The organism is Streptomyces sp. NPDC014891, assembly GCF_043081085.1.
Classification (GTDB): Bacteria; Actinomycetota; Actinomycetes; order Streptomycetales; family Streptomycetaceae; genus Streptomyces.
In genome coordinates this window covers 845,782-872,300 of the sequence record NZ_JBIBWF010000001.1, presented here as the reverse complement: position 1 = coordinate 872,300, position 26,519 = coordinate 845,782, and the positions used below count along the sequence as shown (strand labels likewise).

Below are 26,519 nucleotides of genomic sequence, written 5' to 3'. Positions count from 1 at the left end.
GGCGCCCCTCCCATCCCACCGACGCCAGGCGGAGGTCCGCATGAGCCGCACCATCACGCTACGGAACGTCAGCAAGAGGTTCCCCGACTCCGGCGCGCCCGTGGTGCGGAACCTCTCGCTCACCGTCGGGCCCGGCGAGTTCCTCGTCCTGCTGGGGCCCTCGGGCTGCGGCAAGTCGACGGTCCTGCGCATGATCGCCGGCCTCGAGGACATCAGCGAGGGCGAGCTGTACCTCGACGACCGGCTCGCGAACCACATGACCGCCCGCGAGCGCGACATCGCCATGGTGTTCCAGAACTTCGCGCTCTACCCCGCCATGACGGCACGCGAGAACATCGGCTTCCCGCTGCGGCTGAAGGACCCCGCGGCCGACCCCGACCCGCGCGTGGTGGCGACCGCCCGGATGCTGTCCGTCGAGGACCTGCTGGACCGAAGACCCGGCCAGATGTCCGGCGGTGAGCGGCAGCGGGTGGCCATGGGGAGGGCGATCTCCCGAAGACCCTCGGTCTTCCTGATGGACGAACCGCTCTCCAGCCTGGACGCCAAGCTCCGCGGTCACCTGCGCGCCGAGATCGCGCGGCTGACCGCGGAGCTCGGCGTGACGACGGTCTACGTCACCCACGACCAGGCGGAGGCGATGTCGCTGGGCGACCGCGTCGCGGTCATCCGCGAAGGGGTCCTCCAGCAGGTCAGTCCGCCCAGGGAGCTGTACGCCCGGCCGGCGAACGTGTTCGTGGCCGCCTTCGTCGGGACTCCGCGCATCAACCTCCTCGAAGGCCTCGTGCACGCCCCGCTCGGCGGGCCCATGCGGCTCGTCCTCGGATCCCAGAGCCTGGCGCTGCCCGAGCCGCTGAGCGTCGACCACCAGTTGCTCCGCATCCAGCAGGGGCTCCGCATCACGGTCGGCCTGCGCCCGGAGGCCGTACGCCTCGCCGCTCCCGGCCGGGCGCGACCGGGCGAGGTGCCGCTGGTCGGTGTCGTGGAGCACGTCGAGTACCAGGGACACGAGGTGCTGGTGCACTTGGACACCGGCTCCCGGCCGGCGTCCGTGGCCGACCTGGAGGCGGCCCGCTCCCGTGCGGCGCCCCGGCGCCGGGGCGATCCGTGGTGGCGCGGGTTCGGCCGGGGCGCGGCCCGGAGGGTGACCGCCCCGGCCGGGCCGCCGCATCCCCGGGCCGAGGAGCGGGACGCGGCCGGCGGTCTCGCGGACGGGGAGCGCCGCGGCCGTGCGCACAGCGACCTGGTGGTGCGGACCGGACCCCAGGGACGGCCGCCGCGGGTGGGTGCCCAGGTCCCGCTGCTGGTGGATCTGGAGCGGCTGTACGTCTTCGACCACCGGGGGGACAGGATCTGTCCCGCGCCGGACGCGCCGGCCACCCTGGGGCGGTGACGGCGGGGTGTCCCGGAGCATCGCACGGTTTGCGCTGACCGGTTTCATCGGTCGTCAGATTGGCGCAATTCTCTTGCGTTGTTTGCGCTAGAGTTGCGTGTATGACGCGACGACTTGCTCAGGTGGCGAAGAAGGTGGGGGTCAGCGAGGCGACGGTGAGCCGTGTCCTCAACGGCAAGCCCGGGGTCTCGGAGGCGACCCGGCGGTCCGTGCTGACGGCGCTCGACGTGCTCGGCTACGAACGGCCGACGCAACTGCGGGGCGAGCGGGCCCGGCTCGTCGGCCTCGTGCTGCCCGAGCTCCAGAACCCGATCTTTCCTGCGTTCGCCGAGGTCATCGGTGGTGCGCTGGCGCAGCAGGGGCTCACCCCGGTGCTCTGCACCCAGACCAAGGGGGGTGTCTCCGAGGCCGACTACGTCGAACTGCTGCTCCAGCAGCAGGTCTCCGGAGTGGTCTTCGCCGGCGGGCTCTTCGCGCAGGCCGACGCCCCGCACGACCACTACTACCGGCTGGCCGAGCGCAGCATCCCCGTCGTCCTCGTCAACGCGTCGATCGAAGGCCTCGACCTGCCCTGCGTCTCCTGCGACGACGCCGTCGCCATCGAGCAGGCCTGGCGGCACCTCGCCTCGCTGGGCCATGAGCGGATCGGCCTGGTGGTGGGCCCGGAGGACCACATTCCGTCGCGCCGCAAGGTGGAGGCCGCCCGCGCGGCCGCCGTGGCGGCCGGCATGCCCTGGTCCGACGACCTCGTCGAGCGGTCGATCTTCTCGCTGGAGGGCGGGCAGGCCGCCACCGCGCGCCTCCTGGCCCGCGGGGTGACCGGCATCGCCTGCGGCAGCGACCCGCTGGCACTCGGCGCGATCAGGGCGGCCCGGCGGCGCGGGCTCTCCGTGCCCGGGGACGTCTCGGTGGTCGGTTTCGACGACTCCGCCCTCATGACCTGCACGGAACCGCCGCTGTCGACGGTCCGTCAGCCGATCGAGGCCATGGGCCGGGCGGCCGTCGACCTGCTCATCGCGCAGATCCGGGGCACGCAGCAGCACCCCGGCGAGCTGCTCTTCGAGCCCGAGCTCGTCGTCCGCGGATCGACCGCCCCGCCGACCCCGCGCTGATCCGCCGGGGCACCGCCCCCGCCCCCTGGATTGATCCTCAACTCGCTTCGTAGCCAACACAACTGACCGCCTCTCACCCGACGGCACCGGTGTCACCGCCCCGCGCGGCTCCGACACCGGTGCCGTCGGCGTTTCCGAAACATGACGGATGTTTGCAAGTGAACGAGGACCGTTGACAAAGTCGTCATCCAGTAGAAACCTTGCGGGCTGACGGCGCAAATGAGTCACAGAGTTACTCAAGAAGATGGCTAGCTGTCATTCGATCCTTGTCGGAGTCATGTCGGGCTCCTGGCGCGTGACCCTGTCGAACTCGTCCGAGCTCCCCGGCCGCGTGCCGCGCCGGGGGACCGCACGCACGGAGACGGGCCACGGGCCACGCCCGCATCGCGGAGAGGTCACCATGAGAGGCATACATCCGAGCAGGCGTCTGGGGGTCGGTCTGCTGACGGCAGGCCTGATCTCCGTAGGACTGCTCCCCGTCCCCGCGCAGGCCGCGGGCGAGACCAACCTCGCCCTCGGCCGCGCGGCGACGGCCGGCGGTGCGAACGGCGGCTACCCGGCCTCCAACGTCACCGACGGCAGCCAGCAGTCCTACTGGGAAGGCCCGTCGGGCTCCTTCCCGCAGTGGGTCCAGGTCGATCTGGGCACCCAGGTCGACCTCGACCGCCTCGCGCTGAAGCTGCCCACCGGCTGGGAGGCGCGCAACCAGTCCCTCGCCGTCCTCGGCAGTGCCGACGGCAGCACCTTCAGCACCATCACCGCGGCCCAGACCCGGTCGTTCACACCGTCCGCCGCCAACACGGTCGCCCTCGACCTGCCCTCCGCGACGGCCCGCTTCGTCCGGGTCCAGGTGGCCTCCAACACGGGCTGGAACGCCGCGCAGCTCTCCGAACTGGAGATCTACGGGGAGGCCGACGGCGGCGACCCGGGCGACCCGCCGCCGGTCACCGGCACCAACCTGGCGCGGAACAAGCCGATCGAGGCCACGTCCACGACGCAGAACTACACCGCCGCCAACGCCAACGACGACAGCACCTCCACCTACTGGGAGTCGGCGGGCCACCCCGCCTCGCTGACCGTCAAGCTGGGCTCGGACGCCGAGGTCGAGGCCGTCGTCGTCAAGCTCAACCCGGACGCCGCCTGGGGACCGCGGACCCAGTCCCTCGAAGTCCTCGGCCGGGCCTCGGCGGCCGGCGGCTTCACCACGCTGAAGGCGCGCGCCGACTACGTCTTCAGCCCCTCGGCCGGGCAGAACACCGTCACCATCCCGGTCACCGGCCGGGTGTCCGACCTGCGGCTCACGGGCTTCTCCAACACCGGCGCCCCGGGCGTCCAGGTGGCGGAGATCCAGGTCCTCGGCAAGGCCGCGCCCGCCCCCGACTTCGTCGTCAACGACCTGACCTGGGAGCCGGTCACCCCGTCCGAGGCGGACGAGGTGACCGCCAAGGTCACCGTCCGCAACGCGGGCACGGCCGCCGCAGCGGCGACGACCGTGAACGTCAGCGCCGAGGGCACGGTCGCGGGATCCGCCCCGGTGCCCGCGCTCGCCGCGGGCCAGTCGACGACCGTGAACGTCCCCATCGGCAAGCGCCCGATGGGCTCCTACACGGTCTCGGCCGCCGTCGACCCGACGGACACGGTGCCCGAGCTCGACAACGGCAACAACAGCCGTACCGCGACGACCAAGCTGACGGTCTCCCAGACCCCCGGCCCGGACCTCACGGTCACCGGCATCACCCCCAACCCGGCCACCCCCGCCGTCGGGGCGCCCGTCTCCTTCACGGTCGCCGTGAAGAACCGCGGCACCTCCGCGGTCCCGGCCGGCAGCGTCACCCGGCTCACGGCGGGGACGACCACCCTGTCGGGCACGACCCCGGCCATCGCCGCCGGCGACACCGCGAACGTCGCCCTCAGCGGCACGTGGACGGCCACCAACGGCGGGGTCACGCTGACGGCGACCGCCGACGCCACCGGCACCGTCGCCGAGACGAACGAGAACAACAACGTCTTCGGCCGCTCCCTCGTCGTGGGGCGCGGCGCGGCCGTCCCGTACACGGAGTACGAGGCGGAGAAGGCCAGTTACCGTGGCTCGCTGCTGTACACCGACTCCACCCGCCCGTTCGGCCACACCAACTACGCCACCGAGTCCTCCGGCCGCGAGTCGGTGCGCCTCAACTCCACGGGCGACTACGTGGAGTTCACCTCCACCAACGCCGCGAACTCCATCATCGTGCGGAACTCCATCCCGGACGCCCCGGGCGGCGGCGGCCAGGAGGCCACGCTCAGCCTCTACGCGAACGGCCAGTTCGTGCGGAAGCTGACGCTCTCCTCCAAGCACAGCTGGCTCTACGGCAACACCGACCAGCCGGAGGGGCTCACCAACACCCCCGGCGGTGACGCGCGGCGGCTCTTCGACGAGTCCAACGCCCTGCTGACCCAGTCCTACCCGGCCGGCACGAAGTTCCGCCTCCAGCGGGACGCGGGCGACACCGCCGCGTTCTACGTCGTCGACCTGATCGACCTGGAGCAGGTCGCCCCGCCGGCCGCCAAGCCCGCCGAGTGCGTCTCGATCACCGAGTACGGGGCCGTCCCCAACGACGGCATCGACGACACCGACGCCCTCCAGCGCGCCGTCACCGCCGACCAGAAGGGCGAGATCCCCTGCGTGTGGATCCCGGCCGGCCAGTGGCGGCAGGAGCAGAAGATCCTCACCGACGACCCGCTGAACCGCGGCACCCACAACCAGGTCGGCATCCGGGACGTCACCATCCGCGGCGCCGGCATGTGGCACTCCCAGCTCTACACGCTGACCCCGCCGCACCTGGCGAACGGCATCAACCACCCGCACGAGGGCAACTTCGGCTTCGACATCGACGACAACACCAAGATCTCGGACATCGCGATCTTCGGCTCGGGCACGATCCGCGGCGGTGACGGCAACGCCGAGGGCGGCGTCGGCCTCAACGGCCGCTTCGGCAAGAACACGAAGATCAGCAACGTCTGGATCGAGCACGCCAACGTCGGCGTCTGGGCGGGCCGCGACTACTCCAACATCCCCGAGCTGTGGGGGCCGGGCGACGGCCTGGAGTTCACCGGCATGCGGATCCGCAACACCTACGCCGACGGCATCAACTTCGCCAACGGAACCCGCAACTCCACCGTCTACGACTCCTCCTTCCGCAACACCGGCGACGACGCCCTCGCGGTGTGGGCCAGCAAGTACGTCAAGGACACCTCCGTCGACGTCGGCCACGACAACCACTTCCGCAACAACACCGTCCAGCTGCCCTGGCGGGCCAACGGCATCGCGGTCTACGGCGGTTACGGCAACACGATCGAGAACAACGTGATCGCCGACACCATGAACTACCCGGGCATCATGCTCGCCACCGACCACGACCCGCTGCCCTTCACCGGGCAGACCCTCATCGCCAACAACGCCCTGTACCGCACGGGCGGCGCGTTCTGGAACGAGGACCAGGAGTTCGGCGCCATCACCCTCTTCGCCCAGGGGCCGGACATCCCGGGCGTGACCATCCGCGACACCGAGATCCACGAGTCGACGTACGACGGCATCCAGTTCAAGACCGGCGGCGGCGCCATGCCGAACGTCAAGGTCACGAACGTCAAGATCGACAAGTCGCTCAACGGCTGCGGAGTCCTCGCCATGAGCGGTGCCCGCGGCAGCGCCACCCTCACGAACGTCACCGTCACGAACTCCGCCAAGGGCGACATCTGCTCGCAGCCCGGCACGCAGTTCGTGTTCAACCAGGGCTGATCCGACCGGCCCCGCGGCAGCGAGGGCCGGCGCCCGACCCCGGCGGGGCACCCGGATCCATGTCCGGGCGCCCCGCCGGCACCCCCGCACCCCCCCGCACGTCCCGCCTTCCACCACCCCCGTGCCGTGCCCGCCCGTACCCCCGGGCGGGCGCGGGACCGAGAAGCGAGGAACGATGAGAACCCCCACCTGGCGATCACGGTGCCTGAGCGCCGCGATCGCGGCCAGCCTGCTGAGCCTGGGAGGCCCCCTGACGGCCGCCCAGGCGGCCGGCGGACCCAACATCGCGCTCGGCGACGCCGCCGCCGCGAGCAGCGCGCAGTCCGGCTACGGCGCCGGCGGCGTCACCGACGGCGACCAGGGCACGTACTGGGAGAGCGCCGGCTCCGGCCTGCCCCAGTGGGTCCAGGCCGACCTCGGCGCCTCCACCCGCGTCGACGAGGTGGTGCTCAAGCTGCCGGCCGGCTGGGAGACCCGGAACCAGACCCTGTCCCTCCAGGGCAGCGCCGACGGCACCAGCTTCAGCACCCTGAAGAGCTCCGCCACCTACACCTTCAGCCCCGGCTCGGCGAACACGGTCACCATCGCCTTCCCGGCGACCCAGGCCCGCTTCGTCCGCGTCAACGTCACCGCCAACAGCGGCTGGCAGGCGGCCCAGCTCTCCGAGCTGGAGGTGCACGCGGCCGAGGGCTCCTCGGCCAACCTGGCCGCGGGCAAGACCCTCACGGCCAGCAGCCACACCGAGGTGTACGCCGCGCCCAACGCCAACGACGGCAACCGGGCCAGCTACTGGGAGAGCGGCAACAACGCCCTGCCGCAATGGCTCCAGGCCGATCTCGGCGCCGCCGTGGCCGTCAACCGCGTCGTCCTGAAGCTGCCGGCCGGCTGGGGCGCCCGCAGCCAGACCCTGAAGATCCAGGGCAGCACCAACGGGACCGCCTTCACCGACCTCTCGGCGTCCCAGGCCCACGCCTTCAACCCGGGCAACGACAACACCGTGACGATCACGCTGGACTCCACCACCACCCGCTACGTGCGGGTCCTGGTGACCGCGAACACCGTCCAGCCCGCCGCGCAGATCTCCGAGCTGGAGGTCTACGGACCCGCCACCGGCGACACCCAGGCCCCGACCGCCCCCGCGAACCTGGCCTACACCCAGCCCGCCACCGGGCAGATCAGGCTCACCTGGAACGCCTCGACCGACAACCAGGGCGTCACCGCGTACGACGTCTACGCCAACAACGTCCTGCTCACCACCGTCGCCGGCGACGTCACGACCTTCACCGACAACCGGCCGGCCGGCCAGACCGTCTCGTACCGGGTCCGGGCGAAGGACGCGGCGGGCAACCAGTCCGGCGACAGCAACACCGTCACCCGTGTCGGCGACGCCGGGGACACCCAGGCCCCGACCGCCCCCGCGAACCTCGGCCTCACCGAGCCCGCGAGCGGCCAGGTCAGGCTGACCTGGACCGCCTCCACCGACGACAAGGGCGTCACGGCCTACGACGTCTACGCGAACAACGTCCTCCGCGGCAGCGTCTCCGGCAGCGTCACCACGTACACGGACACCCAGCCGGCGAGCGCCACCGTCACGTACCACGTGGTGGCCAAGGACGCGGCCGGCAACACCTCCGCGGCCTCCAACAGCGTCACCCGCAACGGCAGCGGCGGAGGCGGCTCCAACCTCTCCGTCGGCAAGGCGATCGAGGCGTCCTCGGCCACGGGCGGCTTCACCGCGGCCAACGCCAACGACAACGACACCGCCACCTACTGGGAGGGCGGCGGCAGCTACCCGCAGACCCTCACCGTCAAGCTCGGCGCCAACGCCGACGTCGACCGGCTCGTGCTGAAGCTCAACCCGGCCCAGGCCTGGCAGTCCCGCACCCAGACCATCGAGGTCCTCGGCCGCGAGCAGAGCGCCACCGGCTTCACCAGCAAGGTCGCGGCCAAGAGCTACGCCTTCGACCCCGCGAGCGCCAACACCGTCACCGTCCCGCTCACCGGGCGCCTCGCGGACGTCCAGCTCAGGTTCACCGCCAACTCCGGCGCCCCGGCGGGCCAGCTCGCCGAGTTCCAGGTGGTCGGCGTCCCCGCGCCCAACCCGGACCTCACCGTCACCGGGCTGTCCACCACGCCCGCCGCCCCGGAAGAGGACGACCCGATCACCGTCTCCGCGGTCGTCCGCAACGACGGCTCCGCGCCCGCATCGGCGAGCCGGGTCGCCGTCCGCCTCGGCGGCACCAAGGTCGCGACCGGGCAGGCCCCGGCCCTGGCCCCCGGAGAGCAGGCCACCGTGCCGGTCTCCGTCGGCGTGCGCGCCGCGGGTACCTACGAGCTGGGCGCCGTCGCGGACGAGGCGGGCGAGGTCCTGGAGCAGAACGAGACCAACAACGCCTACACCCGTCCCACCGCCCTCGTGGTGAAGCCCCTCGCGAGCGCGGACCTCGTCGCCACCTCCGTGACGACCGTCCCGTCCAGCCCGGCCGCCGGGGACTCGGTGACCTTCAAGGTCGCCGTGAAGAACCAGGGCACCGAGGCGACCTCCACCGGCTCCCACGGCGTGACGCTGGAACTGGTCAACGCCCAGGGCGGCGTGGTCAGGACACTGACCGGGGCGCACAGCGGCGCACTCGCGGCCGGCGCGTCGACCGAGGTGAGCCTCGGCACCTGGACCGCCGTGAACGGCTCGTACACCGTCCGCACCGTGCTCGCCGACGACGCGAACGAGCTCCCGGTGAAGCGCGGGAACAACACCCGCACGCAGCCGCTCTTCGTCGGCCGGGGCGCGAACATGCCCTACACGACGTACGAGGCGGAGGACGCCGCCACCGGCGGCGGAGCCTCGGTCGTCGGCCCCAACCGCACCATCGGCGACATCGCCGGCGAGGCGTCGGGCCGCAAGGCCGTCACCCTGGACGCGACCGGCGAGTACGTGGAGTTCACCACGCGCGCGGCCACGAACACCCTGGTCACCCGCTTCTCCATCCCGGACGCCGCGGGCGGCGGCGGGATCGACTCCAGCATCAACGTCTACGTCGACGGCGTGTTCAAGAAGGCCCTGCCGCTCACCTCGAAGTACGCCTGGCTGTACGGGGCCGAGGCCGGCCCCGGCAACGACCCGGGCTCCGGCGCCCCGCGCCACATCTACGACGAGGCGAACCTGATGTTCGGGGAGACGATCCCCGCGGGCAGCAGGATCAGGCTGCAGAAGGACGCCGCCAACACCGCCGCCCACTACGCGATCGACTTCGTCGACCTTGAGCAGGTCGCGCCGGTCGCCAACCCGGACCCGGCCGCCTACACGGTGCCGGCCGGCTTCGGCCACCAGGACGTGCAGAACGCGCTGGACAAGGTCCGGATGGACACCACCGGAAAGCTCGTCGGCGTGTACCTGCCGCCCGGTGACTACCAGACCTCCAGCAAGTTCCAGGTCTACGGCAAGGCGGTCAAGGTCGTCGGCGCCGGCCCCTGGTACACGAAGTTCCACGCGCCCTCGACTCAGGACAACACCGACATCGGCTTCCGCGCCGAAGCCGCGGCGAACGGCTCGCTCTTCAAGGGCTTCGCCTACTTCGGGAACTACGTGACCCGCATCGACGGACCGGGCAAGGTCTTCGACTTCGCGAACGTCGCGGACATCGTCATCGACGACATCTGGAACGAGCACATGGTCTGCCTCTACTGGGGCGCCAACACCGACCGGATGACGATCAAGAACTCGCGGATCCGGAACCTCTTCGCCGACGGCGTCAACATGACCAACGGGTCGACGGACAACCTGGTGTCGAACAACGACGCCCGCGCGACCGGCGACGACAGCTTCGCGCTCTTCTCGGCGATCGACGCCGGCGGCGCGGACATGAAGAACAACGTCTACGAGAACCTCAGCACGACGCTCACCTGGCGCGCCGCGGGCATCGCGGTGTACGGCGGCTACAACAACACCTTCCGCAACATCCACATCGCCGACACCCTGGTGTACTCCGGCATCACCATCTCCTCGCTGGACTTCGGCTACCCGATGAACGGCTTCGGGACCATCCCGACGAACTTCGAGAACATCTCGATCGTCCGGGCCGGCGGTCACTTCTGGGGCAACCAGTCCTTCCCCGGGATCTGGGTCTTCTCCGCCTCGAAGGTCTTCCAGGGGATCCGGGTCAGCCACGTGGACATCGTCGACCCCACCTACAGCGGGATCATGTTCCAGACGAAGTACACCGGCTCGCAGCCCGAGAACCCGGTGAAGGACACCGTGTTCACCGACATCTCCATCACGGGCGCGAAGCGGAGCGGTGACGCCTGGGACGCCAGGTCCGGCATCGGCGTCTGGGCCAACGAGATGCCCGAGCCCGGCCAGGGCCCGGCCGTCGGCGAGGTGACGTTCAACTGCCTGCGCCTCCAGGACAACGCCGAGAACATCCGGAACACGACCAACTTCAAGATCAACATCAACCCCTGCTGAACCGCACCTCCCGAGCACAAGGACACCGGCGCCCCCGCATCCAGCGGCGGGCGCCGGCCCCGTGCCCGCGGTAAACCGCTCGCGGCGCCGCGCGAACCCTCCTAGCCTGCGTCGGATGATGAGCGCTGACGACGTACGAGCCGTCCTGGACCTGCTGCGCCGCGCGGGGGCGGACGTCTGGACCGGCGGGGGATGGGGCGTCGACGCCCTGATCGGCGAGCGGACCCGGGACCACCACGACCTGGACCTGATGCACCGCGAGGACCAGGAGGAGGCCGTGCTGACGGCCCTTCGCGCGGCCGGCTTCGCGGAGACCCTCGACCAGAGGCCCGTCCGCTTCGTCATGACGGCCCCGGACGGGCGCGAGATCGACCTCCACCCGCTGGTCTTCGCCGAGGACGGTTCCGCGGTCCAGGCGTCGCCCGAACCGGGGAAGCCCTTCCCCTACCCGGCCTCTGCCTTCGTGACCGGCACCATCGAGGGCACCCCCGTGCCGTGCCTCTCGGCCGAGCAGCAGGTCTTCTTCCACCAGGGCTACGAGCCCCGGGACCGCGACCTCCACGACATGGCCCGACTGCGCCACGCCTTCGGCATCGCCACGCACTTCTGAACCGGGCGGCTCCGGTCGCGGGCGTCGCCCCGCGCCCGGCCGCCCGCGCCTCTACCCGGCGCGGCCCCCGCACAGGTAGAACAGCTCGGGATCGCCTTCGTCGAGGCCGTGCAGCAGACCGACGGGGCTCCAGCCCGCCCGCCCGAGCAGCCGCTGCATCGGCTGGTTGGAGACGTTGGTCGAGGTGAACAGCTTGGGCGTCGTGCACGAGGCCGCCGCGGCCTCCAGCAGGCGCCGGCCCACCCCGCCGCCACGGGCCGCGGGGGCCACCGTCAGCAGCGTGACGAAGCCGTGCCCGAAGAAGGTGTACTCGACCACGCAGTAGCCCAGCGGGCCCGCGGAGCCCTCCGCCATCGAGGCCAGGCCCTGCCCGCACCACCGGCGGATGCCCGCCCGCCGGTCGGCGTCCCCCTCGGCGGCGATCGTGTCGACCTCCATCAGCGCGTCCGCGTCCGCCGCCACCGCGGGGCGCACGACCACCTCGTCGAGATGCTCCCGGTCTGCCATGGGCGGATTCTGGCACGGGTCGCCGCGGCACGGTGCGGGTCCGCCCGCGGGCGGACGCCGGGGCGCCGCGGCGACGGGGCGGTGCGCCGCGGAGCCGCGGACCGGCGGGCGGGCCGGTGCGTGGGCCAATGGCCCCCGTCCGGTCACCCGAACCGGCGGGTGGCCGGGCCGATGGCCCACCCATCGGCCCGCGAGTTGAGCCGACGTACCCCCTTCGGGCTATCCTCGTAGCCATCACACACCTTCGGCGCCGCGCAGCGCCGTCCGGCGACGAGGCCGGACCGGCCCGCGGTGCCTTCGTCGTGTCCGAGCCCCCACCACCCCCGGGGACGCCCGCACGCGGCGAGGAACACAGATCAAGGGGGGCGGGATTGGCCGCCGTGCGCTCGTACTTCATGGCCCCGGACCCGGGGCTCGTCCGGCTCAGGGTCTCGCTGCGCGCCGTCCTCGGCATCGCGCTCGCCGTCGCCCTGGCCGAGCTGCTCGGCCTCTCCCTCGTCGCCTCGATCACCGCCGGCCTCGCCGCGCTGCTCGCCCTCTTCACGGTCGCCGACCCCACGGTCCGCCGCCAGGCCGTCACCACCGCCCTGCTGCCCGCGGCCGGATTCCCCGTCCTCGCCCTCGCGACCCTCCTGCACGGCACGCCGACGCTCCGCGACGCCGCCTGGCTGCTCGTGATCTTCGCCGGCGTCTACGCCCGCCGCTGGGGCCCGCGCGGCCACGCGCTCGGCATCTTCGCCTTCATGCAGTTCTTCGTCACCCAGTTCCTGCACGCCGTCCCCGCCCAGCTCCCCGAGCTGTACGCGGCCACCGGCGTCGCCCTGGCCGCGGCCGCGGCCGTGCGCTTCGCGCTCTGGCCCATCGAGCGCCGGGTCCCGCCGCCGGCCGTCCCCGCCGCCCTGCCCGGGACCGGCCTCGCCCGGTCCACCACCCGCCAGGCAGTCCAGGTCACGGTCGCCTCGGGGGCCGCCCTCGTCATCGGGCAGTTCCTCTCCGAGGAGCGCTGGTACTGGGCCGTCGGCACCGTCTGGTGGATCTTCGTGAACACCGCCTCGCGCGGCGAGACGCTCGTCCGGGGCTTCCGCCGCGTCCTCGGCACCGTCACCGGCATCGTCGGCGGGTTCCTCGTCGCCGTCCCGCTGGGCGGCACCCCCGTCGCCACCGCCCTGCTGGTCGCCGTGTGCGTGTTCGGCATCTTCTACACGGCCGCCGTGTCCTACAGCTGGATGATCCTCGCGGTCACCGTGATGGCCAGCCTGCTCTACGGCCTCCTGGGCGTCCTCGACGGGCCGCTGCTCCTGCTCCGCGTGGCCGAGACCGTCGCCGGCGCCGTCTGCGCCGGCCTCGCCGTGACCCTGGTCCTCCCCGTGCGCACGCACACCACGAACGACACCTGGATCCAGCGGGCGCTCCTCTGCGTCCGGTCCGCCACCTCGGCCGCCGCCCGGCGCCTGGCCGGCGACGAGGCCGCCGACCCGACCCCGCACGCCGCCGAGCTGGAGGCGCTCCTCGGACGCGTACGGCTCTCGGTCGCCCCGCTGGTCCACCCGCTCACCCCCTTCAGGGGACGCAAGCAGCGGGCCCGCCGCGTGCTCGTGCTCCTGGACGAGGCCGCCCGCGAGGTCCGGGGGCTCGTCTCCGTGGCCGCCGACCCGGACGCCTCCCACGACGCCCGCCTGGCCGCCGCCTGCTGGCGGGTCGAGGCCGCCGTCGAAGCCCTGATCTCCCGCCAGGAGGCCGCGGCCGAGCCGGACGGCCACGTCCGGACCGAGGGCGAGACCCACCCCGGCGCTCCCGCCCTCGCCCACGCGAGGGGCCTCGCCCGGGTGCTCACGGAGCTGGACGCCCCGCTGCGGACCTCGCCGGGCGCGTGGCTGCTGCGCTCCTGACCGGCACGCCCCGCCCCGGCCCCGCCGGCCGGGGCCGCCGGGCCGCCTCCCACCCCACCGCTTTGGTCTAGACCGCCTGCTACCGTCGGCCGCACGCAGGCCGGTCGACCGCGACCGGCCGCGGGGACTGGGGAGGCGCCGTGGGCGACACAGGGACGGTTCAGGACCGGAGCGCGGTACGGGCGTACATCGGCTCCTTCACCTCGGCGGGCGGGCGGGGCGTCCTCGCCGCCGACGTCGACCCGGAGACGGGGGCGCTGACCCTCACCGGCGGCAGCGACGCCGTCGCCGATCCCTCGTTCCTCGCCCTCGCCGGCCCCGTGCTCCACGCCGTGTCCGAGACCGGGGCCGGAGCCGTCGCCGCCTTCGACGTCACCGGGCCGGCGCCCCGGCCGCTCGGCGCCCCCGTCCCCGTCGACGGCGAGGCCCCCACCCACCTCTCCCTCGCCGCCGGGCACCTCCTCACCGCCAACTACACCTCCGGCAGCGTCACCGCCCTGCCGCTGGCGCAGGACGGCACCGCCCGCCCGGCCGCGGCCGTCCTCCGCCACGAGGGCGACGGCCCCGTCACCGCCCGCCAGGCCGGCCCGCACGCCCACCAGGTGCTCCCCGACCCCAGCGGCCGCTGGATCGTCAGCGTGGACCTCGGCACCGACTCCGTGCGGATCTGCGCGCTCGACCCCGCCACCGGAGCCCTCACCCTCCACACCGAGACCCCGCTGCGCCCCGGCACCGGACCGCGCCACCTCGCCTTCCACCCCGCCGGGACGCACGCGTACGTCCTGAACGAGCTGGCGCCCACCCTCACCGTCTGCCGCTGGGACGCCGAGGCCGGCGTCCTCGAACCCCTCGGCGAGACCTCCGTCGTCCCCGAGGGCGCCCCCGGCCCCAGCTACCCCTCCGAGGTCGTCGCCGCCCCCGACGGGCGCTTCCTCTGGGCGGCCGTGCGTGGCGACGACACCCTCGCCGTCCTCGCCCTCGCCCCCGACGGGGCCGCGGCGACCCTCGTGGCCACCGTGCCCTGCGGCGGCACCTGGCCCCGCGACCTGACCCTGGACCCCTCCGGCCGGTACCTGTACGCGGCCAACGAGCGCTCCGGCGACGTGACCTGGTTCGCCCTCGACCCCGAGACGGGCATCCCCGCGCGCGCGGGCTCCGTCGAGGCGCCCGCCGCCTCCTGCGTCGTCCTCGGCTGAGACCGGACCCCGTCCGCCGGGACCGCGCGGTCGACCGGCGAACGCCGAGGGGCCCGTACCGGACATCCGGTGCGGGCCCCTCGGCGTACGGGCGGGGTGGTGGGCGCCCTCAGAGCGAGGACGCGCCCTGCGGCTGCTGCGGCGGGATGCCGAGCGCGGCCGTGTACTGCGAGAGCACGAGCTTGCCGATCGCCGGGTAGGCCCCCAGCGGCTCGGCGGAAGCGCAGCCGGCCTCCTTCGAGGCCTCGTCGAGCAGACCGTCGGCCAGCTCCGGGCCGATGAGGTACGGCGCCAGCGCGAGCTGCTCGGAACCGGCGCCGCGCAGCTGCTCGGCGACGGAGGCGATCGAGCCCTCCTGGTCGAGCGCGGCGGCGATCACCGGCACCGCGAGGCGGGCGGCCAGCAGCATGCCGGTGATGCCCGCGGCCTGGACGGCCTCCTCGCCGCCCACGGTGGCGAGGATGATGCCGTCGGCGGCCGTCGCGACCGTGAAGAGACGGGCGCGGTCCGCGCGGGCCAGACCCGCCTCGGAGAGGCGCACGTGCAGCGCTTCGGCGAGCAGCGGGTGCGGGCCGAGGACGTCGGTGAGCTCGGCGGTGTTGCCGGCGTCCATGACCGCCTGGCGGATGTGCCGCGTCTGCGCGCTGTCCGGACCCGCGAGCAGCGGCACGACGACCGCGGACGGGCCGGTGGGCGCGCTGACCTCGCGGCCGGCGGCCACGGCCAGCTCGTACCGCTCGGTGCGCAGCGTGGCGGCGACCGTCAGGACGGTCGCGAGCGAGGGGAACTCGCTGTCGTCGCCCTCGACGAAGCCGATCAGCGCGTCGAGGCCGGGCAGCTCGGAACGGGCGATGCTCACGACCTCCTCGGCCAGCGAGCGTATGGCGGCGGAGGGCGCGCCGGGCACAGCGAGAACCAGTGCGGGAGCGCCCTCGGGCGCCGCCGCGGGTTCGGGGCGACGGTGCCGCCCGGACTGACGGGGTCGAGGCATTCGTACAGGCAGGCCGGAAGCAGGCCCAGTGGGGGAGCTCATGGCGCCGCATGCTACTGGTTTCGCCGGGGGCGGCGTCGGCTGAGGTACGATCATGCGCCTTCTGCCCCCCTATGTCCCCCTCGGTTCCGTCCGGAATGCGGTCTCCGCACTCGCCGGAGCGCGACGCACCGTCTCCCACCTGGGCGGATGTCAGCGCTCGGGGACGTCCCCGCCGAACAGCCGCAGCAGCGAGGGGTCCTCCGGGAGCCGCAGCGTGCCGGTGGCGAGGGCCGCCGCGAGCCCGACGGCCCCGGCCAGCGGGTCCCCGGCGGGATCCGCGGTCCGGGCCTCCGGAAGCCGCCGGCCGAGCTCCGCCCGCAGCGGTACGAGCAGCGGGTCCCCCAGTCTGAACAGTCCGCCGGTCAGCGCCACCAGGGCACCCGGCCCGGCCGGGCACGCGGCCTCGGCGGCCTCGGCGATGTGCCGGGCGGCCCGCGCCAGGATGTCCGCCGCCACGGGGTCCTCGGCGGCGCACCGGGCCACCTCGGGGGCGAAGGAGGCGAGCACCGCGGGCCGGTCGGTGCGGGGGTAGAGCGCCCCCGGCAGCCCGGCCGCGGGACCGAAGGTCTTCTGCGCCAGGGCGAGCAGGGCCGCCGATCCGCCGCTCCGCCCGTCGTACGCCCGCAGGGCCGCCTCCAGGCCGGCCCGGCCGATCCATGCCCCGCTGCCGCAGTCGCCGAGGAGGTGCCCCCAGCCGTCGGCCCGCCGCCAGGACGCGAGATCCGTGCCGAGCGCGATCATGCCCGTACCGCCCGCGACGACGGCCCCCGGCCGCTGCCCGAGCGCGCCGGCGTAGGCGGTGACGGCGTCGGCCGCCAGTGCGAGCCGACGCACCCCCCAGGCCTCGGCGAAGGCGCCGGGCAGTTCGGCCCGGAGCTCGTCCCCGAGGGTCGCCATCCCGGCGGCCCCGACGGCGACGGCGACGACCGGACGCCCGCGGTGGGACTCCGTCAGGGTGCGCACGGCCGGCAGGACCTGGTCGAGGAGGTGACGGGCGGAGATGCCGGCGGGGCCGGTCCGGACCGGCTCGCGCGAGGAGCGGACGCCGAGCACCGTCCCGTCCGCCGCTCCGGCCAGGGCGATCCGGAGCCCCGACCCCCCGGAGTCGACACCGACGACGAGGGCGTCGGCCGGGCCGGACCCGGAGGCGGCGGAGGGGACTGGGGGCACGGTGCACCGTCCTCGGGCTGTGAGGGGGGTGAGGGGCGTGGGGCGGGAGAGGCGGGGAAGTGGCCGGAGTCTAGGGGGTGCCCCGCGGCCGCGGGCGAACCGGGGTGTCACTGTAGGCCGGTAGAGTGACGGACCGTGACAGCGCGACCTTTGAACGAACTGGTGGAGCCCGGCTGGGCGGAGGCTCTGAGCCCCGTGGCGGGACGCGTGGCGGAGATGGGCGACTTCCTGCGTGCGGAGATCGCCGCGGGCCGCACCTACCTGCCGGCCGGACAGCACGTCCTGCGGGCGTTCCAGCAGCCCTTCGACGACGTGCGGGTCCTGATCGTGGGTCAGGATCCCTATCCGACGCCGGGAATGGCGATCGGACTGAGCTTCGCCGTGGCGCCCGAGGTCCGGCAGCTGCCGGGCAGCCTGGAGAACATCTTCCGGGAGCTGCACACCGACCTCGGGCTGCCCCGGCCGTCGAACGGCGACCTGACGCCCTGGACCCGGCAGGGCGTCCTCCTCCTCAACAGGGCGCTCACCACCGCCCCGCGCAAGCCGGCCGCCCACCGGGGCAAGGGCTGGGAGGAGGTGACCGAGCAGGCGATCCGCGCCCTGGCCGCGCGCGGCAAGCCGCTGGTGTCGATCCTGTGGGGGCGCGACGCGCGCAACGCCCGCCCCCTGCTCGGCAGTCTGCCGGCGATCGAGTCCGCGCACCCGTCCCCCATGTCGGCGGACCGCGGCTTCTTCGGCTCCCGCCCCTTCAGCCGGGCCAACGACCTCCTGCTGGAGCAGGGCGCCCAGCCGGTCGACTGGCGCCTGCCCTGACCTGCCGCGGCCCCTCCGGCGCGGGAGGGGCCGCGGCACATCGGGCGGCGGCTCAGACGACGGCCGCCCGGACGCACAGCACGTCGGGCAGGTGCTCGGCGAGGAGCTGCCAGGTGTCGCCGTCGTCGGCGCTCGCGTACACCTCGCCGTTGCGGTTGCCGAAGTACACGCCCGCCGGATCGGCGTCGTCCGTGCACAGCGCGTCGCGCAGGACGGTGCCGTAGTGGTCGCCCTCGGGCAGCCCCCGGCTCAGCGGCTCCCAGGTGGCTCCGGCGTCGGTCGTGCGGTAGACGCGGCACCGGCGTCCGGCCGGGACCCGGTCGGAGTCCGCGGTGATGGGGAAGACGTAGGCGGTGTCCGGCCGGTGCGGGTGCGCCGCGACCGCGAAGCCGAAGTCCGAGGGCAGCCCCGCGCCGATGTCCGTCCAGGTCGCGCCGGCGTCGTCGCTGCGGAAGACGCCCCAGTGGTTCTGCAGGTAGAGCCGGTCGAGATCGCCGGCATCCTGGGCGATCTTGTGGACGCACTGCCCGAAGACGGGGTTCGGGTCCGGCAGGAACACCGCCGACACCCCCTTGTTGGAGGGCTCCCACGCGTTCCCGCCGTCCTGGGACCGGAACACCCCGGCGGTGGACACGGCGACGGTGACGGCCGACGGGTCGCGCCGGTCGGTGACCACGGTGTGGACGGCCTCGCCGCCGCCGCCCGGCTCCCACGCGGAGCGGGTCGGGTGGTCCCACAGCGGACGGACCAGTTCGAAGGACTCCCCGCCGTCCCCGGAGCGGAAGAGGGCGGCCGGCTCGGTCCCGGCGTACACGACCCCGGGGGAGTGCTCGGGCGCCGGGTGCAGCTGCCAGACGCGCTCCAGGGAGGCGCCGGTGTCCTCGGGGAACTTCACGGCCGGCCGTGCGGGCTCGGTCCAGGTCCTGCCGAGGTCGTCGGAGTGGAAGACGGACGGGCCCCAGTGGGCGCTGTCGCCGCCGACGAGGAGCCGCGGGGCCGGCCCGCGGGTGTCGATGGCGACCGAGTAGACCGCCTGCGCGGGGAAGGCCGGATCGTCGAACTCCCATCGGCCGTCGTGCCTGCGGCCGATGAAGAGTCCCTTGCGGGTGCCTACGGTGAGGAGTACGTCGGGCATGGCTGCCAACCTCCAGGACGCCGTTGTCGCGGACTCCGGCCAGTCTGCACCCGGCCACTGACAACGTCTTCCGGACACTCCCGGATCCCACGGGCGCGAAGCCGCCGGCGACCGCGGGAGCGCCCGCCGCCGACCGCGGGAATACCGGCCCGCCGGCCCCGTGCCCGCCGCCGGCCCCGTGCCCGGCGGCGGGCGCCGTCCTCGGCCGCCGGGCTCAGATCGCCCAGGCGTACTGCGGCGGGGCCTCGTGCGTCGAGGTGCCGAGGTCGCGGGCGGCGCGGCGGGCCCAGGAGGCGTCGCGCAGCAGCTCGCGGCCGAGGAGGACGGCGTCGGCCTCGCCGTTGGCGACGATCTTCTCCGCCTGGTCGCTCTCGGTGATCAGGCCGACGGCGGCCACCGGAAGTCCGGTCTCGGCCTTCACCCGGGCCGCGAAGGGGACCTGGTAGCCCGGGCCGACGGGGATCCGCGCCGGTCCGCCGTTGCCGCCGCTGGAGACGTCGAGGAGGTCGACGCCGTGCTCGCGCAGGAGCGCGGCGAACCGGACGGTCTCGTCGGCGGTCCAGCCCTGCTCGTCCAGCCAGTCGGTGGCCGAGACGCGGAAGAAGACGGGCAGTTCCCCGGGCCACACGGACCGCACGGCGTCGACGACCTCCAGGGCGAACCGGGTCCGGTTCTCGAAGGAGCCGCCGTACGCGTCGGTGCGGTGGTTGCTGTGCGGGGAGAGGAACTCGCCGATCAGGTAGCCGTGGGCGCCGTGCACCTCGACGACCTGGAAGCCGGCGTCCAGCGCGCGGCGGGCGGCGTCCGCGAACTGGGCGGTGATCTCCCGGATCCCGTCGACCGTCAGCTCGGTCGGCACCGGGTGGCCCTCGGCGAAGCGGACGGGGCTCGGTCCGACGGGCTGCCATCCGGGGCCGCCCTCGGGGACCGGTCCGCGGCCCTCCCAGGGGCGCTCGGTCGAGGCCTTGCGCCCGGCGTGTCCGAGCTGGATGCCGGGCACGGTGCCGTGGTCGGCGAGGAAGGAGGCGATCCGGCGCAGGGCCTCGGTCTGGGTGTCGTTCCAGAGGCCGAGGTCCGCCGGGCTGATCCGGCCCTCGGGGGACACGGCGGTCGCCTCGACCAGGATCAGCCCCGTGCCGCCGGTGGCCCGGGAGGCGTAGTGGGCGAAGTGCCAGTCGGTCGCCACGCCCGCGTTCGGTCCGGTCGTCTCCGCCGAGTACTGGCACATGGGCGCCATCCACACCCGGTTGGGGACGGTCAGCGACCGCAGCGTGTAGGGCTCGAAGAGGGCGACGCTCATGACGGACTCCGTTCGGAATGCCTCGTGGGGACGCTAGTACGGTAACCATCGTAGTACGGCATCTGTCAAACTACGAGGGTTCTCGTACAATGACCGGTATCCCGGATGAAGTGGAGCCGCCGCCATGACGACCGCCACCAGCCCTCGCGCCCTGGAGCACCCCCCGCGCGACCGGATACGCCTGGAGGCGGTGCTCCACGCGCTCTCCGACCCGGTGCGGCTGCAGATCGTGCGGGACATGGCGCGCGAGCGCACCGAACTGAGCTGCTCGTACTTCGACCTGCCGGTCACCAAGTCCACGACGACGCACCACTTCCGGGTGCTGCGCGAGGGCGGAGTCATCCGGCAGACGTACCGCGGTACGGCCAAGCTCAACGCCCTGCGCGAGGAGGACCTCGAAGCGCTCTTCCCCGGCCTGCTCGCCACGGTCCTGGCGGCGGCCGTCGCCCAGACCGACCGCGACGCGACGGCCCAAGCCCACGGGAGCGGCGCCTAGGGGGACTTGCCGATCATCGGTCGAGCCGGACGAGGGTGCCGGCCGGCCTGGTCGGACACGGGATTCCGCGGTGTGCTGTATGACTTCGACGGGGTCGAGGTCGTCCGGTGGTGGTCGCCCGCCTACGCTGGTTCAGCCGTCCGCGATCTTCGTGGACGCCGGTGTCGGGGGTGAGTGCTCGTGAACGCGTCACTGCGGAGTCGTCTGCTGCCGATAGGAGCAGCTGTCGGATTGGTGTCGGCTCTTACCGCGTTCGCGTGCTTCGTGCTCTCGTCGGAGGGGTACCTCCCCGGCGACGGCATGTCGCGTGTCTGGGACACCCCGGCGGACCGAGACGTTCCGGATCACGGCAACGCGAGCTGGCTGCACGACGATGTCGTCGCCCGTGCCCGCTTCGACGCCGTCACCGGTTTCGACGTCTCCACCGGCCGTGAACGATGGGAATACGCCGTCCCGGACGTGGCGGAGATCTGCGCCACCAGCGCCACGGCCGACCGCGACGGGATCGTCGTCATAGCCTTCGGGACCGAAAGCGGGACGGGTACCGCGGCCGGCGGCTGCGCCACGGTGGCGGCGATCGACCTCGACACCGGTGAGGAGCTCTGGCGCACCTCGGCCCCCTCCGCCTCCTCCCTGACGGGGAACCATGACCTGGTGGCCGTCGGCGGGGGAGTGGCGGTCGTGCGCGAGACCCGGCCCGACGGGGACACCGCGATCCGTGCCTTCGACGCGACGGCAGGCACGCCGCGATGGACCGCGAAGCTGTCACCGGCCTGCGGACCGCAGGGGGTGGGGGCGAGTGAACACCAGGTCGTCGCGGTGCTGGAGTGCGAGGGGAGCGGTCTGCGGCTCGCCGCGTTCAGCCTCGCGGACGGCACGGCCCGGTGGTCCGTCCCCCTCGACACCCGTCGGCCACTCGCACCGGAGGCGGCGGTGTCGCTGCGCTCGGTCGAGCCGCTGGTCGTCCACGCCGAGGCGCCCCAGGAACGAGGGACTCACGCGTTCTTGGCGTTCGCCTCCGACGGCAAGCCGCGAGGACGGATCGACCTCACGGGAGAGTACGGGGAGATCCAGAAGGACGGTGCCGCGAAGGTCGCCATCGCCGACGACCGGCTCATCGCCGTCGCCGAGTACCCCTACGAGTCCTCCACCCGCGAACAGATCGTCGCGTTCGACCTGGACACCGGAGAGCCGGTCTGGCGCCACGGCCTCGAGCTGAACGACACCGCCGCGCTCCATGAGGGCGCCGGGAGGGTCACGGCGGTTGTCGAACCACCGGGTAAGAAGCGGAGGGACGAGGACCTGTACGTCTTCGACACCCGTACCGGCCAGAAGAGGGACGTCCGCAGCTTCCGCGAGGACGTCGCCCGCTCCTGGCTTCAGGCCCTGTACGTCCATGAGAACGGACTGGTGGTGGCCGTCCGCTGGGGCTCCATGACCAACCCCTTCACGGCGTACAGGACGTGGTGAACCGCGGCGCTGCTCATCGGGAGAACGACGAAGGGGCGGAAGGGCGCATGACCGGCTGTGCCTGCTCAGGCCGAGACCGGTGTACGGGACAGGGCGGTGCGCAGCGCGAAGAAGCCGAGCAGGCCGCCGGCCGCGAACCGCTGGGCGGTCATCACGCGCGGCCGGGCGGCCAGGAATCCTGATACCCGTGCCGCGCCCAGCATGATCAGGCCGTTCACGGTGATGCCCACGATGATCTGCACGGCGCCGAGCTGCAGGAGTTGCGCCCAGTCCGGACCCGCCTGGGGCTCCATGAACTGCGGCAGGAGAGCGGCGTACATGAGAGCGATCTTGGGATTGAGCAGGTTGGTCAGCAGTCCCGTCGAGAACAGCCGGGCATCGGAGACCGGGGGCAGGTCCCGGGCGGGTCCGAAGGGCGAGCGGCCGCCGGGCTTGAGCATCTCCCAGGCCAGATAGGCCAGGTAGGCGGCCCCGGCGAGCTTGACCACGGTGAACGCCGGCGGCACGGCAGCGAACAGCGCGGAGAGTCCCGCGGCCGCGGCCACCAGGTAGCACAGGAATCCCACCGCGGTCCCGCTCAGGCTGACCCAGCCGGCCCTGCGGCCCTGGGTGATCGCGCGGGAGGCGAGGTGGATCATGTTCGGGCCCGGGGTCAGCGCCATGCCGAGTTCGATCAGGGCCACTCCGCCCGCCGCGGTCAGGCTGATCACCGGTCGACTCCCGATCCTTCGCCGTATGCCCTCGAAAAGGGCAGCGCCCGTCCGTGACAGGCGGCTGCGACGCCTCCGTCGTGCCTGCGGCGCCACCCTGAGAGTACGACCCTGCCGTTCGACGCCTTCGCGCGCCCCTCTCTCTCGTGCGCAGTGGGCCAGTGGACCAGTGGACCAGCGGCCCGGCACGCGCTGCGCCAGGGATCGACTCCCGACCGGAGCCCGGGCCCGGCTCGCGGTCACGTGCGACCGCCGGGACCCGAGCGCCCGCGCGCCCGGGGCCCTCCTTCCGTCCCCCGCTTCCCTAGAGGTCCCGCATCCTGCCGATCTCCGCCGTCTGCTGGGCGATCACGTCGTTCGCCATCTCCTCCACGAGGACGTTGTTGCCCTCGCTCAGCACCTCGGCCGCCATCGTCACGGCCCCCTCGTGATGGGTGATCATCAGCTTCAGGAACAGCTCGTCGAAGGCCTTCCCCTTCGTGGCGCCCAGCTGCTTCAGCTGGGCCTCCGTCGCCATCCCCGGCATCGTGTGATGGTCGTGGCCCGCCTGTTCGCGCGGCCCGCCGTTGTTTTTCAGCCAACCTTCCATCGCGCCGATCTCGGGCTTCTGGGCGGCGGCGATCCGCTCTGCCACCTTCTTCACCTGAGGGGAGCCCGCCCGCTCCGGGGCGAGCGCGGTCATGGTCAGGGCCTGCCGGTGGTGCACGATCATCATCTGCGCGTAGGTGAAGTCCGCGCCGTTCGGGCTCTCGTCCGGCAGCAGCCGGGCCGCCTCCTCGGGGGATATCCGCCGGGCCGGTTCACCGGGTCTGCCCGGCGCGACCACCGTCCCCGCCGACTTCCCGGCCTCCGGGCCACCCTTGTCCGGCCCCGACTCGCAGGCGGTCAGGGCGAGTACGGCGACGGCGGACAGGGCCACGGCGACGACGGCACGCTGACGGCGGATCAACAACGCGACCTCCAGATGTTCTTGCGGGGACAGTGACCGTTCCTAGCACTTTTCTCGGGGCTACCGATCAAAAACCTTCATGACGTCTGTGTTGCCATCTGTTGAGATGTGCACGGCAAGGAAGATACTGCCGGGGTCCCACACCCGTTCACAGCTGAACGGACACCCAGGAGGACGGAGTGACTTCGTTGCGTACCCCGCGTACCACGGCCACCACGCGCGACCCGCGTGCCGGGCTCAGACGCCTGGGCGTGGCATCCGCCGCGGCCGGACTATTGGCCACCCTGCTCATGGCGGGCCCCGCCACCGCGACCCCCGACCCCGGCGACGTCCCGGTCCAGGGCAAGGTCTCCTCGGAGCAGGCCGCCGAGGCGCGCTCCGCGATACGGAGCGGTGAGATACCCGGCGTGGACGAGATCGTCCACAGCTCGAACATCGAGCACCTCGCCAACATCCCGAAGGACGCCCTCCCGGGCACCAACTCGGACCTCGCCTTCCAGGGCAGGTACGCCTTCGCCGGCAACTACGACGGCTTCCGGATCTTCGACATCAGCAACCCGAAGTCCCCGAAGACCGTCGCCCAGGTCCTCTGCCCGGGCTCCCAGAACGACATCTCCGTCTCCGGGGACCTGCTCTTCCTTTCCACGGACTCCTCCCGGAGCGACGACTCGTGCGCCAGCACGTCGCAGCCCGCCACGGTCAAGGAGTCCTGGGAGGGCATGAAGATCTTCGACATCAGCGACATCCGCAACCCGCGGTACGTCGCCGCCGTCGAGACCGCGTGCGGTTCGCACACCCACACGCTGGTTCCCAAGAAGCGGGACGTCTACGTCTACGTCTCCTCGTACTCGCCGAACGCCGCCTTCCCGGACTGCCAGCCCCCGCACGACGGCATCTCGGTCATCAAGGTGCCCCGCAAGTCCCCCGAGAGGGCGGCGCTCGTCGGCTTCCCGGTGCTGTTCCCGGGCGAGGGCCCGGACGGCGGCGGCAACCCGGGCGGCCCCACCAACCCGGGCGTCTCCAAGACCACGGGCTGCCACGACATCACCGTGCTGCCGGAGAAGGACCTCGCGGCCGGCGCCTGCATGGGTGACGGCATCCTCTTCGACATCGAGGACCCCGAGCACCCGCGGGTCATCGACCAGGTCCAGGACAACGTGAACTTCGCGTTCTGGCACTCCGCCACCTTCAACCAGAAGGCGAACAAGGTCGTCTTCACCGACGAGCTCGGCGGCGGCGGCGCGGCGACCTGCAACGCCGAGGTCGGCCCGAACCGCGGCGCCGACGGCATCTACGACATCGTCGGCAAGGGCAAGAAGAGCAAGCTCGTCTTCCGCAGCTACTTCAAGATCCCGCGCCACCAGGCCGACACCGAGAACTGCGTCGCCCACAACGGCTCGCTGATCCCGGTCAAGGGCAAGGACCTGATGGTCCAGGCCTGGTACCAGGGCGGCATCTCCGTCTGGGACTTCACCGACTCCCGCAAGCCCAAGGAGATCGCCTACTTCGAGCGCGGCCCGCTGTCCGCCACCACCATCGCCACCGGCGGCTCGTGGTCCGCGTACTACTACAACGGCCACATCTACTCGAACGACATCGCCAAGGGCTTCGACGTGCTGAAGCTCTCCGACCGCCGTACCGACCCCGCGAAGCGGATCCGGATGGACGAGCTCAACGTCCAGACCCAGCCGGACTACTTCGACTTCGACGACTGACCGGAGTCGTGAGCGCCGGCCGTCGCCCGCCGACGGCCGGCTGACGTCCTGACCGCGGGCGCGCCGTCGGGCGGACCCCCGTCCGGCGGTGTGCCCGCCTCCCAGTCCAGGTCGTAGCGGTGGAACAGCTCCGACCGCAGGCGTGCCAGCGGCATCTTGGCGCCCGGGAGCAGCACCGCCACCACCGCCCCCATCAGCAGCGCGCGCAGCATCGGGTAGTCGGTGTCCACGTCCTCGGAGCCGTACCGGGTGACCGTGTCGCGCAGCAGGAACGCCAGGCGCTGCTGCTCCTCGCACTGCACGAACCCCTCGGCCTGCAGGATGCCCGCCATGTGCGTCCGCATCAGGGTGGGCCGCGCCGCCGCCAGCCCCAGGATCGCGTCGATCGCACGCGCCATGCGCTCGCGGCCGTCCTCCGTGCGCGGCTCGCGCTCCAGCGCCTCCTCCAGGGTGAGGTGCATCAGCCGGTGCACCGCCGCCTGCAGGAGCTGCCGCTTGCCGGGGAAGTAGTACGAGATCAGCCCCCGTGCCGAGCCCGCCCGCTCCGCGATGTCGCCGAGCGTGGTCGCCTCGTAGCCGCGCGTGTCGACCAGCTCCACCGTGGCCTGCAGAATGCGCTCCCGCGACCTGCGGCGAAGCTCTTCATTGACCGATGGGCTACGCGGGGACATGCTGGACTCCTGCGTTGACTGGCTGCCAGCCAATATACTCGGCGCATCCCGTCGGCATGCCTGCGTGGCAGACCGCCGGGAATGCCGTCTGTTCTGGGCGACACGGGGGATCG

Annotated in this window: 19 protein-coding genes; 11 read left to right on the top strand and 8 right to left on the bottom strand. The window is 72.8% G+C overall.

Annotated elements, in window-relative coordinates; all coding sequences use genetic code 11:
- Nucleotides 1-40: 40 nt before the first annotated feature.
- The 5 genes from ACF09E_RS03575 (at nt 41) to ACF09E_RS03555 (ending at nt 11,352) form a co-directional block, all read left to right on the top strand.
- The gene (locus ACF09E_RS03575; protein WP_392203647.1) at nt 41-1,390 is read left to right on the top strand and encodes an ABC transporter ATP-binding protein; all 1,350 of its coding nucleotides are present in this window, start codon (nt 41-43) and stop codon (nt 1,388-1,390) included.
- Nucleotides 1,391-1,491: 101 nt separating this feature from the next.
- The gene (locus ACF09E_RS03570; RefSeq protein WP_392203646.1) at nt 1,492-2,502 is read left to right on the top strand and encodes a LacI family DNA-binding transcriptional regulator; all 1,011 of its coding nucleotides are present in this window, start codon (nt 1,492-1,494) and stop codon (nt 2,500-2,502) included.
- 400 nt (nt 2,503-2,902) lie between these two features.
- Nucleotides 2,903-6,280 carry a CARDB domain-containing protein gene (locus ACF09E_RS03565; protein WP_392203645.1) on the top strand — a complete coding sequence of 1,126 codons (3,378 nt, stop codon included), beginning with the start codon at nt 2,903-2,905 and terminating at the stop codon, nt 6,278-6,280.
- Nucleotides 6,281-6,455: 175 nt separating this feature from the next.
- Nucleotides 6,456-10,742 (top strand): discoidin domain-containing protein, encoded by a 4,287-nt coding sequence (locus ACF09E_RS03560; protein ID WP_392203644.1) that lies wholly within the window; start codon nt 6,456-6,458, stop codon nt 10,740-10,742.
- A 118-nt stretch (nt 10,743-10,860) separates the two neighbouring features.
- Complete coding sequence (locus ACF09E_RS03555) at nt 10,861-11,352, top strand: nucleotidyltransferase domain-containing protein (RefSeq protein ID WP_392203865.1); 492 nt, start codon at nt 10,861-10,863, stop codon at nt 11,350-11,352.
- 51 nt (nt 11,353-11,403) lie between these two features.
- On the opposite strand, the gene ACF09E_RS03550 is transcribed toward ACF09E_RS03555, so the two are convergent.
- Nucleotides 11,404-11,859: a GNAT family N-acetyltransferase gene (locus ACF09E_RS03550; RefSeq protein ID WP_392203643.1), complete on the bottom strand. Its 456-nt coding sequence runs from the start codon at nt 11,857-11,859 to the stop codon at nt 11,404-11,406.
- A 395-nt stretch (nt 11,860-12,254) separates the two neighbouring features.
- Between ACF09E_RS03550 and ACF09E_RS03545 the strand changes: the two genes are divergently transcribed.
- Nucleotides 12,255-13,748: an FUSC family protein gene (locus ACF09E_RS03545; RefSeq protein WP_392203864.1), complete on the top strand. Its 1,494-nt coding sequence runs from the start codon at nt 12,255-12,257 to the stop codon at nt 13,746-13,748.
- A 140-nt stretch (nt 13,749-13,888) separates the two neighbouring features.
- Complete coding sequence (locus ACF09E_RS03540) at nt 13,889-14,944, top strand: lactonase family protein (RefSeq protein WP_392203642.1); 1,056 nt, start codon at nt 13,889-13,891, stop codon at nt 14,942-14,944.
- Nucleotides 14,945-15,053: 109 nt separating this feature from the next.
- Here ACF09E_RS03540 and ACF09E_RS03535 read toward each other — a convergent pair whose 3' ends face one another.
- On the bottom strand, nt 15,054-15,977 hold the full coding sequence (locus ACF09E_RS03535; protein WP_392203641.1) for a sirohydrochlorin chelatase: 924 nt from the start codon (nt 15,975-15,977) through the stop codon (nt 15,054-15,056).
- Between the two features lie 150 nt (nt 15,978-16,127).
- Nucleotides 16,128-17,147, bottom strand: a complete 1,020-nt coding sequence (locus ACF09E_RS03530; protein ID WP_392203640.1) for an N-acetylglucosamine kinase — start codon at nt 17,145-17,147, stop codon at nt 16,128-16,130.
- Between the two features lie 135 nt (nt 17,148-17,282).
- On the opposite strand from ACF09E_RS03530, the gene ACF09E_RS03525 reads away from it, so the two are divergent.
- A complete protein-coding gene (locus ACF09E_RS03525) occupies nt 17,283-17,960 on the top strand; it encodes a uracil-DNA glycosylase (RefSeq protein WP_361857815.1) in 678 nt (225 codons plus the stop codon).
- Nucleotides 17,961-18,012: 52 nt separating this feature from the next.
- Here the strand turns inward: ACF09E_RS03525 and ACF09E_RS03520 are convergent, their stop codons facing one another.
- A complete protein-coding gene (locus ACF09E_RS03520; protein WP_392203639.1) occupies nt 18,013-19,095 on the bottom strand; it encodes a WD40/YVTN/BNR-like repeat-containing protein in 1,083 nt (360 codons plus the stop codon).
- Nucleotides 19,096-19,309: 214 nt separating this feature from the next.
- Complete coding sequence (locus ACF09E_RS03515) at nt 19,310-20,395, bottom strand: NADH:flavin oxidoreductase/NADH oxidase (RefSeq protein WP_392203638.1); 1,086 nt, start codon at nt 20,393-20,395, stop codon at nt 19,310-19,312.
- Between the two features lie 124 nt (nt 20,396-20,519).
- Here ACF09E_RS03515 and ACF09E_RS03510 point away from each other — a divergent pair, with 124 nt between their 5' ends.
- Nucleotides 20,520-20,891, top strand: coding sequence for an ArsR/SmtB family transcription factor (locus ACF09E_RS03510; protein ID WP_392203637.1), 372 nt, complete (start codon nt 20,520-20,522; stop codon nt 20,889-20,891).
- Between the two features lie 234 nt (nt 20,892-21,125).
- A complete protein-coding gene (locus ACF09E_RS03505) occupies nt 21,126-22,361 on the top strand; it encodes a PQQ-binding-like beta-propeller repeat protein (protein WP_392203636.1) in 1,236 nt (411 codons plus the stop codon).
- Between the two features lie 65 nt (nt 22,362-22,426).
- On the opposite strand, the gene ACF09E_RS03500 is transcribed toward ACF09E_RS03505, so the two are convergent.
- Together ACF09E_RS03500 and ACF09E_RS03495 are read right to left on the bottom strand one after the other, a co-directional pair.
- Nucleotides 22,427-23,071, bottom strand: a complete 645-nt coding sequence (locus ACF09E_RS03500; RefSeq protein ID WP_392203635.1) for a LysE family translocator — start codon at nt 23,069-23,071, stop codon at nt 22,427-22,429.
- A gap of 304 nt (nt 23,072-23,375) precedes the next feature.
- A complete protein-coding gene (locus tag ACF09E_RS03495) occupies nt 23,376-24,023 on the bottom strand; it encodes a DUF305 domain-containing protein (RefSeq protein ID WP_392203634.1) in 648 nt (215 codons plus the stop codon).
- Nucleotides 24,024-24,310: 287 nt separating this feature from the next.
- Between ACF09E_RS03495 and ACF09E_RS03490 the strand changes: the two genes are divergently transcribed.
- Nucleotides 24,311-25,735, top strand: a complete 1,425-nt coding sequence (locus ACF09E_RS03490) for an LVIVD repeat-containing protein (RefSeq protein ID WP_392203633.1) — start codon at nt 24,311-24,313, stop codon at nt 25,733-25,735.
- On the opposite strand, the gene ACF09E_RS03485 is transcribed toward ACF09E_RS03490, so the two are convergent.
- Nucleotides 25,714-26,406 (bottom strand): TetR/AcrR family transcriptional regulator, encoded by a 693-nt coding sequence (locus ACF09E_RS03485; RefSeq protein ID WP_392203632.1) that lies wholly within the window; start codon nt 26,404-26,406, stop codon nt 25,714-25,716. The genes ACF09E_RS03490 and ACF09E_RS03485 overlap by 22 nt on opposite strands.
- Nucleotides 26,407-26,519 lie beyond the last annotated feature (113 nt).

Coding starts and splice junctions, on each gene's coding strand:
- ACF09E_RS03575 (WP_392203647.1), top strand. CDS start 41: ATGAGCCGCACCATCACGCTACGGAACGTCAGCAAGAGGTTCCCCGAC.
- ACF09E_RS03570 (WP_392203646.1), top strand. CDS start 1,492: ATGACGCGACGACTTGCTCAGGTGGCGAAGAAGGTGGGGGTCAGCGAG.
- ACF09E_RS03565 (WP_392203645.1), top strand. CDS start 2,903: ATGAGAGGCATACATCCGAGCAGGCGTCTGGGGGTCGGTCTGCTGACG.
- ACF09E_RS03560 (WP_392203644.1), top strand. CDS start 6,456: ATGAGAACCCCCACCTGGCGATCACGGTGCCTGAGCGCCGCGATCGCG.
- ACF09E_RS03555 (WP_392203865.1), top strand. CDS start 10,861: ATGAGCGCTGACGACGTACGAGCCGTCCTGGACCTGCTGCGCCGCGCG.
- ACF09E_RS03550 (WP_392203643.1), bottom strand. CDS start 11,859: ATGGCAGACCGGGAGCATCTCGACGAGGTGGTCGTGCGCCCCGCGGTG.
- ACF09E_RS03545 (WP_392203864.1), top strand. CDS start 12,255: ATGGCCCCGGACCCGGGGCTCGTCCGGCTCAGGGTCTCGCTGCGCGCC.
- ACF09E_RS03535 (WP_392203641.1), bottom strand. CDS start 15,977: ATGAGCTCCCCCACTGGGCCTGCTTCCGGCCTGCCTGTACGAATGCCT.
- ACF09E_RS03520 (WP_392203639.1), bottom strand. CDS start 19,095: ATGCCCGACGTACTCCTCACCGTAGGCACCCGCAAGGGACTCTTCATC.
- ACF09E_RS03515 (WP_392203638.1), bottom strand. CDS start 20,395: ATGAGCGTCGCCCTCTTCGAGCCCTACACGCTGCGGTCGCTGACCGTC.
- ACF09E_RS03510 (WP_392203637.1), top strand. CDS start 20,520: ATGACGACCGCCACCAGCCCTCGCGCCCTGGAGCACCCCCCGCGCGAC.
- ACF09E_RS03490 (WP_392203633.1), top strand. CDS start 24,311: ATGGCGGGCCCCGCCACCGCGACCCCCGACCCCGGCGACGTCCCGGTC.
- ACF09E_RS03485 (WP_392203632.1), bottom strand. CDS start 26,406: ATGTCCCCGCGTAGCCCATCGGTCAATGAAGAGCTTCGCCGCAGGTCG.